General features: G+C 66.3%; 15 protein-coding genes and 2 pseudogenes. 9 read left to right on the forward strand and 8 right to left on the reverse strand.

Features of this window, described 5'->3' with window-relative positions:
- Nucleotides 1-80: 80 nt before the first annotated feature.
- Nucleotides 81-1,046, forward strand: coding sequence for a sigma-70 family RNA polymerase sigma factor (locus EL338_RS22355; RefSeq protein ID WP_126335736.1), 966 nt, complete (start codon nucleotides 81-83; stop codon nucleotides 1,044-1,046).
- On the opposite strand, the gene EL338_RS22360 is transcribed toward EL338_RS22355, so the two are convergent.
- A complete protein-coding gene (locus EL338_RS22360; protein ID WP_372941981.1) occupies nucleotides 1,043-1,987 on the reverse strand; it encodes an L-lactate dehydrogenase in 945 nt (314 codons plus the stop codon). The genes EL338_RS22355 and EL338_RS22360 overlap by 4 nt on opposite strands.
- Nucleotides 1,988-2,045: 58 nt before the next feature.
- Nucleotides 2,046-2,822 (reverse strand): SDR family NAD(P)-dependent oxidoreductase, encoded by a 777-nt coding sequence (locus EL338_RS22365; RefSeq protein ID WP_126335738.1) that lies wholly within the window; start codon nucleotides 2,820-2,822, stop codon nucleotides 2,046-2,048.
- A gap of 81 nt (nucleotides 2,823-2,903) precedes the next feature.
- On the opposite strand from EL338_RS22365, the gene EL338_RS22370 reads away from it, so the two are divergent.
- The 5 genes and pseudogenes from EL338_RS22370 to EL338_RS22390 all read left to right on the forward strand — a co-directional run bounded on the left by EL338_RS22370 (nucleotide 2,904) and on the right by EL338_RS22390 (nucleotide 7,598).
- The gene (locus tag EL338_RS22370; RefSeq protein ID WP_126335739.1) at nucleotides 2,904-3,659 is read left to right on the forward strand and encodes a pirin family protein; all 756 of its coding nucleotides are present in this window, start codon (nucleotides 2,904-2,906) and stop codon (nucleotides 3,657-3,659) included.
- On the forward strand, nucleotides 3,640-4,926 hold the full coding sequence (locus EL338_RS22375; protein ID WP_126335740.1) for a PQQ-dependent sugar dehydrogenase: 1,287 nt from the start codon (nucleotides 3,640-3,642) through the stop codon (nucleotides 4,924-4,926). The genes EL338_RS22370 and EL338_RS22375 overlap by 20 nt, the downstream gene beginning before the upstream one ends.
- 348 nt (nucleotides 4,927-5,274) lie before the next feature.
- Nucleotides 5,275-5,478 carry a ferredoxin gene (locus EL338_RS22380; protein ID WP_126335741.1) on the forward strand — a complete coding sequence of 68 codons (204 nt, stop codon included), beginning with the start codon at nucleotides 5,275-5,277 and terminating at the stop codon, nucleotides 5,476-5,478.
- A gap of 104 nt (nucleotides 5,479-5,582) precedes the next feature.
- Nucleotides 5,583-6,101, forward strand: a pseudogene (locus tag EL338_RS22385) (cytochrome P450); the annotation flags it as partial.
- 42 nt (nucleotides 6,102-6,143) lie between these two features.
- Entirely contained in the window at nucleotides 6,144-7,598 is a 1,455-nt protein-coding gene (locus tag EL338_RS22390; RefSeq protein ID WP_126335742.1) for an aldehyde dehydrogenase family protein, read from the forward strand.
- Here EL338_RS22390 and EL338_RS22395 read toward each other — a convergent pair.
- The 5 genes from EL338_RS22395 to EL338_RS22415 all read right to left on the reverse strand — a co-directional run bounded on the left by EL338_RS22395 (nucleotide 7,589) and on the right by EL338_RS22415 (nucleotide 12,467).
- Complete coding sequence (locus tag EL338_RS22395; protein WP_235666255.1) at nucleotides 7,589-8,521, reverse strand: alpha/beta hydrolase; 933 nt, start codon at nucleotides 8,519-8,521, stop codon at nucleotides 7,589-7,591. The genes EL338_RS22390 and EL338_RS22395 overlap by 10 nt on opposite strands.
- A 9-nt stretch (nucleotides 8,522-8,530) precedes the next feature.
- Nucleotides 8,531-9,991 (reverse strand): aldehyde dehydrogenase family protein, encoded by a 1,461-nt coding sequence (locus tag EL338_RS22400; RefSeq protein ID WP_126335743.1) that lies wholly within the window; start codon nucleotides 9,989-9,991, stop codon nucleotides 8,531-8,533.
- Nucleotides 9,988-10,743: a carboxymuconolactone decarboxylase family protein gene (locus tag EL338_RS22405; RefSeq protein ID WP_170217511.1), complete on the reverse strand. Its 756-nt coding sequence runs from the start codon at nucleotides 10,741-10,743 to the stop codon at nucleotides 9,988-9,990. Before EL338_RS22405 ends, EL338_RS22400 begins: the two co-directional genes overlap by 4 nt.
- Nucleotides 10,744-10,836: 93 nt before the next feature.
- A complete protein-coding gene (locus EL338_RS22410) occupies nucleotides 10,837-11,640 on the reverse strand; it encodes a mycofactocin-coupled SDR family oxidoreductase (protein WP_126335745.1) in 804 nt (267 codons plus the stop codon).
- Complete coding sequence (locus EL338_RS22415) at nucleotides 11,637-12,467, reverse strand: mycofactocin-coupled SDR family oxidoreductase (RefSeq protein WP_126335746.1); 831 nt, start codon at nucleotides 12,465-12,467, stop codon at nucleotides 11,637-11,639. The genes EL338_RS22410 and EL338_RS22415 overlap by 4 nt, the downstream gene beginning before the upstream one ends.
- 92 nt (nucleotides 12,468-12,559) lie before the next feature.
- Between EL338_RS22415 and EL338_RS22420 the strand changes: the two genes are divergently transcribed.
- On the forward strand, nucleotides 12,560-13,216 hold the full coding sequence (locus EL338_RS22420) for a TetR/AcrR family transcriptional regulator (protein WP_126335747.1): 657 nt from the start codon (nucleotides 12,560-12,562) through the stop codon (nucleotides 13,214-13,216).
- A gap of 230 nt (nucleotides 13,217-13,446) precedes the next feature.
- Nucleotides 13,447-13,682: pseudogene (locus tag EL338_RS26680) on the forward strand (gluconolaconase); the annotation flags it as partial.
- Nucleotides 13,683-13,688: 6 nt separating this feature from the next.
- On the opposite strand, the gene EL338_RS22430 reads toward EL338_RS26680, so the two are convergent.
- A complete protein-coding gene (locus tag EL338_RS22430; protein ID WP_126335748.1) occupies nucleotides 13,689-14,066 on the reverse strand; it encodes a nuclear transport factor 2 family protein in 378 nt (125 codons plus the stop codon).
- 246 nt (nucleotides 14,067-14,312) lie between these two features.
- Here EL338_RS22430 and EL338_RS22435 point away from each other — a divergent pair, with 246 nt between their 5' ends.
- A complete protein-coding gene (locus tag EL338_RS22435) occupies nucleotides 14,313-15,410 on the forward strand; it encodes a phosphodiester glycosidase family protein (protein ID WP_126335749.1) in 1,098 nt (365 codons plus the stop codon).
- Nucleotides 15,411-15,416 lie beyond the last annotated feature (6 nt).

Genomic DNA, 15,416 nt, shown 5'->3' on the forward strand with positions numbered 1-15,416 from the left:
CGAGATGGCTCACCCCGGACCGAAGTCAGAGGCTTTGCACCCAAGAATCCTGTCAGGGTTCGCGCGTAAGCTCTGCCGGTGTGAGCGTGCTCGCCGAAGATCCGGACACCTTCCTCAGCGATGCGCAGCAGTACCACCGGGAACTCCTGGCGCACTGCTACCGCATGACGGGATCGCTGCATGACGCCGAGGATCTGGTCCAGGAAACCTATCTGCGGGCGTGGAAGTCCTACGCCCGGTTCGAGGGCAGGTCCTCGGTGCGCACTTGGCTGCACCGCATCGCCACCAACACCTGCCTGACCGCGCTCGAGGGCAGGCAGCGCCGCCCGCTGCCCACCGGGCTGGGCGCCCCGAGCAGCGACCCGGTGGCCGAACTGGTCCCGCGCGCCGAGGTCCCGTGGCTCGAGCCGCTGCCCGACGACTCGGACCCCTCCGACATCGTCGGCTCCCGCGAATCGGTGCGCCTGGCGTTCATCGCCGCGCTGCAGCACCTGTCCCCGCGCCAGCGCGCGGTGCTGGTGCTGCGCGACGTGCTGCAGTGGAAGGCCGCCGAGGTCGCCGAGGCCATCGGCACCTCGGTCCCGGCGGTCAACAGCCTGCTGCAGCGGGCCCGCGCCCAGTTGGCCGCCGTCGGCCCCAGCGAGGAGTCCACGCTCCCGGCCCCGGACAGCCCCGAGGCCCAGGAACTGCTCACCCGCTACATCGCGGCGTTCGAGGAGTACGACATCGACAAGCTGGTGACGATGTTCACCGAGGAAGCCATCTGGGAGATGCCGCCGTTCGTCGGCTGGTATCAGGGCGGTCCGGCGATCGGCGCGCTGATCCACCACAACTGCCCGGCCGAGAAGCCCGGCGACATGCGGCTGATCCCGCTGACCGCCAACGGCCAGTCGGCGGCGGCAATGTACATGTGGGACAACGACTCCGGGAAACACGTGCCGTTCCAGCTGCACGTCCTGGATATCGTCGACGGTGCCGTCGCGCACGTGGTGGCGTTCCTGGACAACTCGGATTGGGCGAAGTTCGGCCTGCCCGAATCGCTCTAGCGCACCGACTCCCACACCTGCCGCAGCGTCGCCGCCGAGGCCCGCAGCCCGTCCAGTTCCGCACCGGCCAGCGGGATTTCGAGGACCTGACCCGCGCCGCGGCCGGTCACCACCGTCGGCAACGACAGGCACACGTCGTCCAGGCCGTAGACCCCTTCCTGCAGCGTGGATACCGGCAGCACGCGGTGCTGGTCGCCGATGATGGCCTCGATGATCCGCGCGGTGGACAGCCCGATGGCCAGGTTGGTCGCGCCCTTGCCCTCGATGATCTCGTAGGCCGCGTTGATGACGCCCTGGGTGATCTCGCGCTGGGCGGTCTCGTCGAACAGGGGCACGCCGTCGCGGGTGAAGTGCGTCGCGGGCACCCCGCCGATCGACACGCTGGACCACAGCGGGATCTCGGAGTCGCCGTGCTCACCGACGATGTAGCCGTGCACGTTGGACACCGACAGATCGGCGCGCTGGGCGATCAGGTAGCGAAACCGGCTGGAGTCCAACACCGTTCCGGTGCCGAAGATATGGCCGGGGCGCGCGTCGACGGCCTTGGCGGCGGCGTAGGTGACGACGTCGACGGGGTTGGTGACAAACACGATGATCGCGTCCGGGGAATGCTCGAGCAGTTGCGGGGTGAGCTGCTGGGCCATCGCCACGTTGGTGGCCGCCAGTTCCAGCCGGGTCTGCCCCGGGTCCTGTTTGGCGCCCGCGGTGACGACGATGATCTCCGAACCGGCCGTCACGGCGATGTCGTCGGAGCCGTCGACTGGGCAGTGCGGCACGAACTGCGAGCCGTGGTTGAGGTCGAGCACCTCGGCGCGCACCTTCTTGGCGGCGATGTCGTAGAGCGCCAGCGCGCCGGCCGAACCCCGGATCAGGCACGCGTAGGCGATGGCGGTGCCGACGCTGCCCAGTCCGACGATGGAGACCTTGTCACTGCGTTGCACAATCACCCGACCATCTTCGCGGAATTGCCGCGATATGGCCGGGTGATGCGCGGAACGACTACTTCGGTGGCATCCGGATGCCGCCGTCGACGCGGACGACTTCGGCGTTCATGTAGGAGTTGGTGAGCAGCTCGATCACCATCGACGCCAGCTCGTCGGGCTTGCCGAGGCGGTGCGGGAACAGCACCGATTCGCCGAGCTTGGCCTTGAACGCCTCCGACGCCTCACCCTCGCCGTAGATCGGGGTGTCGATCAGGCCCGGGGCGACGGTGTTGACGCGGATGCCCGAGGCCGACAGGTCGCGCGCGACTGGCAGGGTCAGCCCGACGACGCCGCCCTTGGACGACGAGTACGCGGCCTGGCCGATCTGCCCGTCGAAGGCCGCGACGCTGGTCATGTTGACGATCGCGCCGCGCTCACCGGTGTCGGTGGGGTCCAGCCGGCTCATCGCGGTGGCGGCCAGCCGGATGCAGTCGAAGGTGCCGACCAGGTTGATGGCCAGGACTTTCTTGTAGGCATCGAGGTTGTGCGCCGAGGCGAACTCGCCGTCCTTGCCGATGGTGCGCTGGGCCCAGCCGATGCCGGCCGAGTTGACCAGGGACCGCAGCGGGCCGAGGTCGACGGCGGTGTTGACGGCGTCCTCGATCTGCTCGGTGCTGGTGACGTCGACGGAGACGAACGCCCCGCCGATCTCCTTGGCGAGCTCTTGCCCGCGGTCTGCCTGCAGGTCGGCGACGACGACCCTGGCGCCCTTGGCGGCCAGCTGGCGGGCCGTGGCCGCACCGATGCCGGACGCGCCACCTGTGACGATTGCGCTGGTTCCGTTGATATCCACGGCCACAGACTACGACCGCGCCGCGCGGGGGCGGCCTCGGGCCTCGGTACCCTGGCCCCAAGCCCGAGGAGTGATTTTTTGATGACCGCACCCGTGATCGATATCCGGCGTGCCGACGACCGTCTCCATACCGCCGTCGACTGGCTGGACTCGCGGCATTCGTTCTCGTTCGGCCAGCACTACGACCCGGCCAACACCCATCACGGCCTGCTGTTGGTCAACAATCACGACGTCGTCACCGCCGGTCAGGGCTTCGACACCCACCCGCACCGGGACATGGAGATCGTCACCTGGGTGCTGCGCGGGTCGCTGGTGCATCAGGATTCGACGGGCAACTCCGGGGTCATCTACCCGGGCCTGGCGCAGCGGATGTCGGCCGGCAGCGGCATCCAGCACTCGGAGAAGAACGACTCGTGGCGGCTGACGGGCGAAACCCATGACGAGCCAGTCCATTTCGTGCAGATGTGGGTGATTCCCGACGAGTCCGGGGTGCCGCCCGGCTATCAGCAGCTCGAGATCGACGACGAGTTGTTGAGCGGCAACCTGGTGACCATCGCCTCCGGGCGCCCGGAGCATCGCGGCCAGACCGCGATCGGCATCCGTAACAAGCACGCGGCCCTGCACGGCGCGCGGCTGCCGGCCGGCCGGTCGGTGCAGCTGCCCGAGGCGCCGTACCTGCACCTGTTCGTCGCGCGGGGTTCCGTGACCCTCGAGGACGCCGGGGTGCTGGGCACCGGGGACGCGGTGCGGTTCACCGCGACCGGTGGGCAGCAGGTCACCGCCGTCGAACCTGCCGAGATCCTGGTATGGGAGATGCATGCGAGCTTGGGCGCGTAAGAGCTGGGTGGTGCTGGCCGGCGTCGCGCTGTCGGCCGCCCTGGTGGCGGGCTGCGGGAGCGCACCCCCGCCGGAGGAGCCGCGTGCCGTGCCGTCGCCGACGGCCGCGCCGCCGCCGCCCGGACTGGTGCCGGTGACCGTCGAGGTCCCGGAGAACATGCGCCAGCAGCCGTTCACCCAGCCGCGCGAGGCGTTGGTGCCCGAGGGCTGGACCATGTCGGTCTACGCCCGGACCTCGGGTCCGCGGCTGTTGGCGTGGGCGCCCGACGGGGTGCTGCTGGTCTCGGTGCCGTCGACGGGCGAGGTGCTGCGCATCGGCGACGATGGGGAGACCTCGGTGCTGCTGGGCGAGCTGACCGAGCCGCACGGCCTGGCCTTCGACGGCAACCGGCTCTACGTCGCGGAGAGCAATCAGGTGTCGGTGTACAGCTACGCCGACGGGCAGGCCACCAATCCGCAGGTGATCGCGCCCGGGCTGCCGGATGGTTCGCTCGAGGACCTGCGCGGGATCTACGAGCACGCGCTCAAGAGCGTGGTGCTCGGTGCCGACGGGTCGGTGTTGTTCTCCATCGGGTCCACGGGCAACATCTCGGCCGAGGACCGCGACGCCGAGCCGCCGCGCGCGACCATCATGCGGATCCCGCCCGGCGGCGGGGCGCCCGAACCGTTCGCGACAGGGGTGCGCAACGGCACCGGCCTGGCGGTCGCCCCCGACGGTGGCGTGTGGACGGCGGTCAACGGCCGCGACAACGTTCCCGAGCCCGAGACCGGCGAGGTCCGCACCGGGTACGTCAACGACAATCCGCCGGAGGCGCTGGCGCTGCTGACGCCGGGCCGCGAATTGGGTTGGCCGTTCTGCAATCCCGTGGGCGGGCCCACCGACCTGGGCTTCGCGCGCGATGCGCAGACCAATCCCGACGGCAGCCGAATGGACTGCGCCGCTTTGCCTCCCATCGAACGCAGCCTGCCCGCGCACTCCGCGCCGCTGGGCATGAACTTCGTCGAACTGCCCCCGCCGTATGGCCCCGGGGCGCTGATCGGCGTGCACGGCTCATGGAACCGCACCCCGCCGCGCGCCCCGGAGGTGGCATTCTTCGCTTGGCGCGACGGTGTTCTGGGGGAGCAGCAGACCCTGGTGGGTGGGTTCCAGTACCCCGACGGCACGCGCTGGGGCCGCCCGGTGGCCGCCGTCGTCGGCCCCGACGGCGCGGTGTACATCAGCGATGACTACGCCGACGCGGTGTACCGCCTGGCGCCGCCGGCCTAGTTCTGCGGGACAGCTCATTGCGCCTTAAATCACCCTTTGTTTCATGAACTTCGAGGTGTTCACGTTGGGCTGCCCCAAGACAGCACCTCTCAGCGCAACAACGGCGAGTTCTATAGCTGGTCGATCGACCAGGTAATCTGCAGAGTCATCCGCCCGTGCCCGCCCCGCCGACCAGCGTCGAGGCGTAAGCCTAATGCCTCTGGTAACACCCATCATCTCTATCGTTGACTACGCGTCGTGACACGCGTGCAGTACTCATGTAAATCGATCATTCGATCAGCCCGGTGGCAACTCACGCGAGATTGGCGGTTTCCAGATGCAATCCGGCAGTGACGACAGGCCGTTGCGATGAGCAGGGACAAGCGGGTGGTCATCGATCCGCACCTATGCGAGGGACACGCCTTGTGCCTTGAAACAGCACCCTCCGTATTCGACCTCCCCGAGGACGACGTGGCGACCTGCGTCGCGCAACCCTCCGGCGACAGCTGGCAACTGGTTTACGCGGCCATTGACGCCTGTCCGCGAGGCGCCATCAGCATCACCGTGGACTGAGGCCGCCCGTCCTCGATGCTCGCAGCCCATTCCCGTCGACTCATCCGTGAAAGGATCACTCCGGCCATGACCGCTCTTGCCTCCGCCGACTTCTTCTCCGACCCGGCGCTCGCACAGTCACCAAGCTGCTGTCCGCCGCGGTGCAGGTACTCGGGGACCGCCCCGAATACCAGCAGAAGTTACGCAAAAACCCCGAGGGCATACCGACATTCATCGAAGAGGCGCTTCGGATGCACGCTCCGACAAAGGTCGACTTCCGTCTGGTCCGCAAGACGACGGAACTGGGTGGGGTGTCGCTACCGGCCGGTACCATCGTGATGCTGTGCCTGGGTGCGGCCAACCGAGATCCCCGCAAGTTCGAGGATCCGCATGAGTTCCGCCCGGAGCGTAAGAATGTCCGCGAGCACGTCGCGTTCGGGCGCGGCATCCATACCTGCGCGGGTGCGCCCCTGGCCCGCGTCGAAGGACAGATCACCGTGCGTCGGCTACTCGACCGCATGAGCGAGATTCGGATCGATGAGTCGTTCCACGGCCCGGCCGACCAGCGGAACTACGTCTACGACCCGACCTTCCTGCTTCGCGGCCTTTCCGAGCTACACATCGAGTTCGACCGCGCCTCGTAGCTCCAACCCCTCACTCGATATCAACGACAAAGGTTGCAACAGATGACATTTCAGGCAGTGCTCGACGAGATCCGACAGCGTCCGGGCACCGGCGAGACCATCCCGATCATCGATCCGGCCAGCGAGGAGCAGGTCGGCGAATTCACGGACGGCGGCGCGGCAGCAGTCGACGAAGCGGTAACCCGCGCACGTGCCAGTTTCGAATCCGGCGTGTGGCAAGGGCTTCCCGGGTCGGAGCGGGCCAAGGTTCTCTGGCGCGTTGCCGATCTGATCGATGAACACGCCGACGCGCTCGCCGAAATCGATTCGAAGAATACGGGTATGCCGTTGATGCAAGCCCGCGCAATCATGGGCACCAGTGCGGAGATCTTCCGTTACTACGGCGGTTGGTGCACCAAGCTCAACGGCATTGCCCACGACGTGCAGCAGACCGGTGGCATCACCGGCGTCTTCTCCAACATGCACGGCTACACCCTCACACAGCCCTATGGCGTCGTCGGGCTGATCTTTCCGTGGAATGGTCCGGTGTTCAACGCGTGTACCAAGCTGGCACCGGCCCTGGCCGCCGGCTGCAGCAGTGTGGTCAAACCCGCGGAGGAGACGCCGTTGTCGGCGCTGTTGATCGACAAGCTGCTCGCTCAGGCGGGCGTGCCCGAAGGTGTGGTGAATCTGGTCACCGGCTACGGGCATACGGCCGGTGCCGCGATCACCGAACACCCCGGGATCGAGAAGGTAGCCTTCACCGGTTCGACCGAGGTCGGGAAGCGGATCGTGCAGGCCGCCAGCGGAAACCTCAAGCGGGTGAGCCTGGAACTCGGCGGCAAGTCGCCGGTGTTGATCTACGACGATGCAGATCTCGACACGGCCATCCTGATGGCGGCGATGGGTATCTTCATCCACTCCGGACAGGGATGCATCTGCGGCTCGCGCATCTTCGCCCAGCGTCGTGTCTATGACCGTGTCCTCGAAGGCATTGCCAACCTGGCCAACACGGTGAAGCTGGGCGGCCCGGCCGAGGACGATGCGTTGATCGGTCCGCTGATCAGCCAGAAGCAGCTCACCCGGGTGCTGGGCTTCATCGATGAGGGCAAGCGGGACGGCGTCGAGGTGGTGGCCGGCGGACATCGGTTGGATCGAAAGGGCTATTTCGTTCATCCGACGGTACTGACCGACGTGGACCCCGTCATGCGGCTGTTCCAGCAGGAGATTTTCGGACCGGTTGTGCCGGTCCTGCCCTTCGACGAGGACGACGAAGTCGTGAATCTGGCCAACGATTCTGACTACGGGTTGTCAGCCGCTGTCTGGACCAAGGACGTCGGCAGGGCCCACCGGCTTGCCAAGCGTCTGGAGTCCGGTACGGTCACCGTCAACTGCCAGATGGTCTTCGACCACTCGATGCCCTTCGGTGGCTGGAAGCAGTCCGGCTGGGGTTACGAATGGGGCCGCGAAGGTGTCGAGGCGTTTCTGCAGACCAAGAGCGTCTACGCTCAGCTCTGAGGGCGCCGCAGACCGAGGTAGTCCCGGAGCATTGCGCACTGGCTGTCGAAAAACCTTGTGGCAACGCCGGTGTGCGGGGCAACAGCATCGAATCCGTGAAACGCGCCTGGGACAACGGTGAGCCTGCAGTCAACGCTGGCGTCGCACAGACGCCGTGCATAACTGCAGGCCTCATCGCTCAACAGATCCAGCGCGCCAACCCCGATCCACGCCGGAGCTACACCACCCAGATCGCCACGGCGCGCGGGTACCGCGACATGCGGATCGGCACCACCAAGGTAGGCGGTCCAGCTCAGCGTATTGCTTGTGTTGTTCCACAGTCGGCGCAGCGTGGCGTCGGGGTCTGGGCGCTGCGAAGTCCGATCGTCGAGCATGGGATAGAGCAGGATCTGCGCCGCGATGTCGACCTCACCGCGATCACGAGCCATCAAAGCGAGTGCGGCGGCCAACCCCCCGCCTGCACTCGCCCCCGCGATCGCCATGCGCCGAGAGTCCACCTCCGGATGCGCAGCCAACCAGACCAGCGCCTCATAGCAGTCGGTCAGAGCGGCTGGATACGGATGCTCCGGCGCGAGTCGGTAGTCGACTGCCGCGACGATGATCCCCAACTCGTGGGACATCCGTCGGGCGAGGCGGTCATCCATCGCCGCATTCCCGAGGACGTAGCCTCCGCCGTGGATCCACAGCAGCGCAGCGCCGCTGGCCTCGGCGGCCACGGCTGGCCGATGCACCCGGACGGTGCCGCCTGATGTCAGCGTGCTCAACGAGGTACCAAGGTGAGCGCCGGCTCGTCGGGGAATCCGGCGGAAGATCCGCACCGACGTCGGCGTCACCAACGCGGTAGGCAGATACCGACTGGGCCGGCGCAACTCCGGGTGATATTCGCGGGCCGCGATTCGTTGCCGCAGCGCCCGGGCAGCCACGGCGCGCTGCTAGCCCAACCCGATGCGGATGTTCTTGACCTGCAGGAACTCCTGCAGCCCTTCCAAGCCGCCGGTGCGACCGGCACCGCTGTGCTTGTAGCCGCCGTAAGGCCCCTGGGGAGATATCCGACTGCCCTGGTTGATCCACACCGAACCGGACTCCAACTGCCGGGCCACGGTGTGGGCTCTGTTGAGATCGTGGGTGTGCACGAATGCGTTCAGACCATATGAGGTGTCGTTGGCGATGCGCACGGCCTCGGCATCGTCGCTGAAGGGGATCACCGAGACCACCGGCCCGAACGTTTCGGTTTGGGCCAGCACGGAGCGGTTGTCGACGTTGCCCAGCACCGTGGGCGCCAGGTAATACCCTTTCGCGAGTGCGCCTTCGGTGATTCGATGCCCGCCGGTAAGTAGCTCACCGGCTCCCTCGGCGACAGCCTGGTCCACCGCTGCGTGGATACGTTCCAGGGCCGCACCGGAGATCACCGGACCGAAACCGGTTGTCGGATCAAGGGGATCGCCCACGCGCGCCGCACCGACGACGTCCAGGAACCGCTCGAGGAAAGCGTCGTATACATCGTTGTGCACCAGGATGCGACTCGCACACGCGCAGCTCTGACCGGCCTGCATCAGCGGGCCCTGGTGCGCCGACCGCGCCGCGGCCACGTCCAGGTCGGCGTCGGCGAAGATGAGGTTGGCCGACTTCCCGCCGAGCTCGGTCACCACCGGGGTCAGATTCTCGGTGGCTGCCCTGAGCACGGCGCGGGCGGTCTGCCCACCACCGGTGAAATGAATCTTGCCGATTCCGGGGTGCCGCACCAATGCCTCCCCACCGGCGGCGGCGGCAGGCACGACGTTTACCAGCCCCGGCGGCAGGCCCGCTTCCAGACACAATTCGCCAAGGCGCAGTGCCGCCAGCGGCGCCACCTCAGATGGCTTGAACACCACCGCATTCCCAGCGGCCAGCGCCGGTGCCACACACGATGCGGCGACCACCAGAGAGCCGTTCCACGGGGCGATGACCCCCACGACGCCATAGGGTTCGCGCTCGATGAAGTTCAGATCGGGACTGCCGCTGACCGGTGTGCTGGATCCGAGCGGCTTGTCGACATAACCGGCAAAGTGGCGCAGGAACTGTTCGACCATGATGGCATTGCCCGCATACGAGATCGGTACGCCGTAGTCGTGGGTGTTCAGTTCGGCCAGTTCGCCGAGATGGCCGTGTACCACGTCGGCGAGGTCGATCAGCAGATCACGGCGGCGGTCCACCGTCAGCGCCGACCATTCACGTTGCGCATCGCGGGCCGCCGCGACCGCGCGATCCACCTCTTCGGCCCCGGCCAACGCCACCGTGGCGTTGGTTTCGCCCGTGCCGGGATAGATGTGTGAATAGTGGTCGACCGATGTCGAGGTGATCCGGTCCGACCCAATCAGCAAGCCGGCGATCGAATCCGGGAGAGCCGAGGTCATGAGATGACCGTCGCCTCATCGGCCCACTCTTGGGTTACCCGTTGCTTCTGCTCACCGATGACCTGGTTCAGGTGCGAGCCCTTGGGCCAGCCATAGTGCGCGGCGAAATGCAAGGCCAATTCGTCCATTTCGGAAAAGGACAGGTCTTTGCTCTTCAACGCAGCGTAGACATGACTCAGGATCGGGTACGGGGCGTCCTGGAATGCGACACAGGCGACGGTGATCAGGCGTCGCTCCTTCATACCCAGCCCCGGCCGAAGCCACATCTCGCCGAACACGAAGTTCAAGATCCCCGCTCCCTGAAACGGATTGTCCCGGATGGGCGCGAAGGGCAGGCAGTTGATGTCCTTGAACGACTGCTCCCCTACGGCCAGCCGAGCCTCCGGATCGCTTGGCGTGGCCAAGGGCAACAGAGGCTCCGGTGAGGGCACCGGCAGGCCCCGCTCGCTGTGGATGCGTGCCCATTCTTCGTCGACGACCTGGTTGAAGCGTGACGCCTTGGGCCATCCTCCGTACACCGCGAAATGCAGTACCGTTTCCTGCATCTCGGCGATGGTGACGTCACCGCTGTTGAGCGCGGCATATACGTGGTCGCGCAGCGGGCCCTCAGCATCGGCCGCCGCCGCGCACGGCAAGGTGACGAACCGGCGTTCGCGACGAGTCAACCCGGACCGCTGCCACACCTCTGCAAACACGAAGTCGAGCAGATGCATGGTCGTCGGAGACTCATCCGACGGTGCCGTCACAGTCATGATCTCTGCGTAGGCGCGGCGGCCACGCTCAAGTCGTTCGGGGGCGTAGGTGGTCACGTCAAGCTCTTTTCATCAGATTGTTGTTGTTCGAAGTCAACGGATGCTGACGCCGGCATCGACCTTGAGTTCGAGGCCGGTGACATGGCGGGCCTCGTCAGACACGAGGTAGAGCACCGCGTTGCTGATGTCGACGGCCTCCGTCATCACGATCGGCAGCGCGTTCTGGAAGATCGGGCCCAAATCGGCACGCTTGTCGTGCAGCAGCGTGTGCAATGTCTCTGGCTGCATACCGGTGGCCACTCCGGTGGGCAGCACCGTATTAACCCGGATATTCACCGCCGCAAGCTCATTGGCCAACGCCCTACTCATCCCGATGACACCGAACTTGGACGCGGTGTACGGGGTGTGCAGCGGAGAGCCCTTGATCGCGGCCGCCGAGCTGATGTTGATCAGGCTGCCGCCGCGCTCGAGCAAGTGCGGTATGGCCGACCGGCAGGTGTTCCAGGTGCCGATCAGGTTGACATCGACCACGGCACGCCACTGCTCCGCCGTGGTGGTGTCCCAGGTTCCCCCGGTCAGCACCCCGGCGTTGGCCACGGAGGCATCCAGGCCTCCCAATTCCTCCACCCCCTGGTCCACCGCCGTCCGAAGATCTTCCTCATCACGTACGTCGACAACCTTCGTAACGGCGCGCCGCCCCAACGCTTCGACCAGGCGTGCGGTCTCTGCGAGTTCGTCGGCAGCAGCGAGCGGATACTCGATCATCGGGACGGACTCACAGATGTCGACCAGGATGAGGTCGGCGCCCTCCTCGGCCAGCCGTACTGCGTGACTCCGCCCCATACCGCGCGCTGCCCCGGTGATCAGGACCCGTTTACCCTCGACGCGCCCTCTCATAGCTTGTTGCAGAAGCCGGCATCAACGGGGAAGGTCACACCGGTGATGTATTTGCCCTCATCAGAGACCAGGAACGCGACCGCGGCGCTGATGTCTTCGGGTTCGAGCATCGAGACCGGCATCGGGTTCTGCAAATGCGGGCCGCCGTCGGGGTAGTGCTCCAGGAACGCCGTCATGGCGGGGTTGGTTGCCATCATGGTGTTGACCGCCGTCGGATGCACGGTATTGACTCGGATGCTGTGGGGTGCCAGAGCATTGGCCAAAGTGCGCATCAGCCCGACGATGCCGTGCTTGGACGCGGCGTATCCCAATCCACCGCCCTGCATACCGCCGAAGCCCACCAGCCCGGAGGTCGAGCTTGTGAACACGATGGACCCGCCGCGCTTACCGTCGATCAGGTGCGGCATCGCGGCTCTGGCGGTGTGGAAGGACCCGACCAGATTCACGTCAACCACGTCGGTCCACATCTGGAGCTCCTCCTCGATCGTCAGCTCGCGGAATCCCATCGCCGCAATACCCGCGTTGGCACAAACGATGTCCAACCGCCCGAAGTGGTCGACCCCCGCATCCAGCGCCGACTTGAGCGCTTGGAAGTCACGGACATCAGCCACCGAACCCAACATCTTGCCGCCCGCCCCCTCCACTAAGGCGATCGTTTCGTCGAGCTCGGCGCGCGAGGCCATCGGATATCCGTTGGACTCGATGTCAGCGCAGATGTCCACGCCAATGATGTTGGCGCCGTTGGAGGCGAGCCGGACGGCATGACTGCGCCCTTGCCCGCGACCGACACCGGTGACAAATGCGACCTTGCCGTCTAGAGAACCCATCATTCCTCGCTTCGTTGCGCATGCCACGACATTCCGAGTAACTGCGTTACTCGGGTTAGAGTAACCACGTTTTCCGCAGAAGGGCAAGGGCGATGGACGGGAAAGGTACGCAACGGCTCGACGGTGACCGGCTGCTCGATGTCGTCGTCGAGCTGTTGGAGTCCACGGGCTACGACTCGGTCCAGCTCCGAGAGGTCGCTCGCCTCGCGCGTAGCTCGCTCGCGACCATTTACAAGCGCTACCAAACCCGCGACGACCTCATCCTGGCCGCGCTGGAGTATTGGATGCAGCAGCACCGGTACGCAGGGATCACCGTCCCAGCGCGGGAACCGGCGCCCTCCCTGCACCAGGGGCTGATGGAGCTCTTCCGCGCGATCTTCGAGCCGTGGGAGCGTCACCCTCAGATGCTCATGGCCTTCTTCCGGGTGCGGTCTTCGCCCAAGGGACAGCAGCTATTTCGATTCGGGCTGGACTTCGTCCTTCCGGCGGGCATGGCGGTGCTCGCCGATGTCGAGGACGAGTTCGTTGCCAATCTCGACTCCATCATTTCAAGTTTGATCTACGGACTGTTGGGACGCTTTACCGCCGGCGAGATCGCCGTCACCGACATCCTGCCCATCCTGGATCAGACGGTGTATTGGCTGACCAGGGGTTACGAAGCCCAGGCCGCCGATCCGCTTGACGGGGGAAATACCCAACCCGTCGGCGACGGCGATCTGTCGTCTGCCATGAGGCTGGGACCAGTGTGACCTGATTTTTGCCAGGGTGATGGGACCACCTGGATTGCCCTTTATGGGACCACCGACGCGCCGCGTCGGTGGTCCCAGCCATTTGTCCGTTCGATCGCCGTGACAGCTCAAGTCAAGGAGGTCGGCGGACATGCTTTTCGGGAGGTCAGTGTGAATGAGAGCAGGACAGTGGTGCGGGTGGCCATACGGCGGGGGCAGTGCGACGAAGTTCATGCCCAGCGACCCCCAGCGCACTGATCGGCGTGCACGACTCAAGGAACCGCACGCCGCCGCGCGCCCCGGAGGTGGCGTTCTTCGGTTGGCGCGACGGCGTTCTGAGCGACCAGCAGAACCTGGTGGCGGCTTCCAATACCCCGACGGCACGCACTGGGGCCGCCCCGTTGCCTCTGTCGTCGGCCCCGATGGCGCGCTGTATGTCAGCGACGACTACGCCGACGCGGTGTACCGGCTGGCGCCGCCGTCCTAGCCGCGCTCAGCCCCGCAGTTTGAGTGCCTTCGCGGTGTCGGCATGCATCTCGGCGTCAATGCACTTACCGTCCTGGAACTTCATGATGTGGGCGAATTTCCCTTCCGCCGAACCCTTGTCGTTGGTGAGCGTTTGGGTACCTCGCACTATGACGTAGTCGCCGGCCTCGATGAACTCCGTGGGTTCCACGGTCATCGAGGTCCAATGCTTCGGAATCTCGGCGAGCATCTGCATGACGGCCCCGACCCCGGTGAACTCCCCGCCGGGTTGGACCTCCTCGGAGCTCCACCAGTGGATGTTGTCGGCCCAGACCCGTTGCATCCCCTCCGCATCACCGGCGGCGAATGCCTTGTATCCCGCGCGCGCGGCCTCGATATTGGTCATTTTGACCCCCCCTAGATCAAAAGTCACCGACAGATGGTGACAGCGAAAATTGTCCGCCCGCGAGGCCGCTCAGCGGAAGGTAGCGGACTACCCCATTTACGACGCTGCGCTAACTTGTCGATCAGTCCTGGCAAACCTGAACGGGCAGAACGTGATTCGCCAGCCTCCGAATCGAAACCGATTCGTTATCAAAGTTGACAGTGTGGCGCCTGTGATTATTGTGATTCCTGTCGTATTCCGCGGGCACTGCCGAAAGGGGCCACCGTGAAGACCCCTGCCGCCGTGATTCGGCGCCTCGCCGCAGCCTGTGCAGCCGCCCTGACGTGTGCCTCGGTGGCGCTCGCGGCCGGGCCCGTCGCGCATGCCGCCGACGCCCGCGAACTGCTGGCCAGCGCGATCGCCAACACCCGGGGTTCCTACCTGGTGTACAACTTCGGCGGCGGCGCCCCCGCCCCCATGCTCAACGCCGGCGGCAACTGGTACGAGATGAGCAACGGCGGGCATCTGATGATCATCAAGTCCGCCTCGCAGCGGCTGACCCCGCGACTGCTGGTCGACACCCATCAGGGCTATCAGGCGCGCTGCGAACGCACCCCGGGCGCGCGCACCGGCGAGGGGCTGTGGCAGGCCGCGGAGATCTACACCCCGATCGCCGCCTGGCAGCAACTCGGCCAGCCGACCATCGCCGTCAACGCCAACTTCTTCGACGTCCGCGGGCAGAAGGGCGGCTCCTGGAAGACCACCGGCTGCAGTTCGCCGCTGGGCGCCTACGTCGACAACACGCGCGGCCTCGGCCGGGTCAACGCCGCGGTCACCGGGACCATCGCCTACGCCGGCAAGCAGGGCCTGTCCGGCGGCAACGAACACTGGACCGCCCTGACCACGATGATCCTGCCGGTGGCCGGGGCGCCGTTCGTCATCTCGCCCAAGTCGCCGACCGACTACGACGCCGCCGGCCCGGTGATCCAGGGGCTGATGGACAAGGGCACCCGATTCGTCGCGGTCGCCGGCATCGGACTGCTGGCCCCGGGTGACACCGGACAGCTCAACGACGGTGGGCCGTCGGCGGCGCGCACCGCGATCGCCTACTCCCGCGAGAAGGACGAGATGTACGTCTTCCAGGGCGGCAGCTACACCCCGGACCAGATCCAGGACCTGTTCCGCGCGTTGGGCAGTGACACCGCGATCCTGCTCGACGGCGGCGGGTCCTCGGCCATCGTGCTGCGCCGCGACACCGGCGGCATGTGGGCGGGCGCGGGCGCGCCCAAGGGGTCGTGCGACACCATGCAGGTGTTGTGCGACTCCAAGGAGCGCGCGCTGCCGAGTTGGCTGGCGTTCAACTGATTTCAC

It is taken from the genome of Mycolicibacterium chitae, assembly GCF_900637205.1.
Taxonomy (GTDB): Bacteria; Actinomycetota; Actinomycetes; order Mycobacteriales; family Mycobacteriaceae; genus Mycobacterium; species Mycobacterium chitae.

Excerpts from the sequence above, each read along its gene's own strand:
- EL338_RS22370 (WP_126335739.1), top strand. The coding sequence starts at position 2,904 with ATGACCGCACCCGTGATCGATATCCGGCGTGCCGACGACCGTCTCCAT.
- EL338_RS22375 (WP_126335740.1), top strand. The coding sequence starts at position 3,640 with ATGCGAGCTTGGGCGCGTAAGAGCTGGGTGGTGCTGGCCGGCGTCGCG.
- EL338_RS22380 (WP_126335741.1), top strand. The coding sequence starts at position 5,275 with ATGAGCAGGGACAAGCGGGTGGTCATCGATCCGCACCTATGCGAGGGA.
- EL338_RS22390 (WP_126335742.1), top strand. The coding sequence starts at position 6,144 with ATGACATTTCAGGCAGTGCTCGACGAGATCCGACAGCGTCCGGGCACC.
- EL338_RS22400 (WP_126335743.1), bottom strand. The coding sequence starts at position 9,991 with ATGACCTCGGCTCTCCCGGATTCGATCGCCGGCTTGCTGATTGGGTCG.
- EL338_RS22405 (WP_170217511.1), bottom strand. The coding sequence starts at position 10,743 with ATGACTGTGACGGCACCGTCGGATGAGTCTCCGACGACCATGCATCTG.
- EL338_RS22410 (WP_126335745.1), bottom strand. The coding sequence starts at position 11,640 with ATGAGAGGGCGCGTCGAGGGTAAACGGGTCCTGATCACCGGGGCAGCG.
- EL338_RS22415 (WP_126335746.1), bottom strand. The coding sequence starts at position 12,467 with ATGGGTTCTCTAGACGGCAAGGTCGCATTTGTCACCGGTGTCGGTCGC.
- EL338_RS22420 (WP_126335747.1), top strand. The coding sequence starts at position 12,560 with ATGGACGGGAAAGGTACGCAACGGCTCGACGGTGACCGGCTGCTCGAT.
- EL338_RS22430 (WP_126335748.1), bottom strand. The coding sequence starts at position 14,066 with ATGACCAATATCGAGGCCGCGCGCGCGGGATACAAGGCATTCGCCGCC.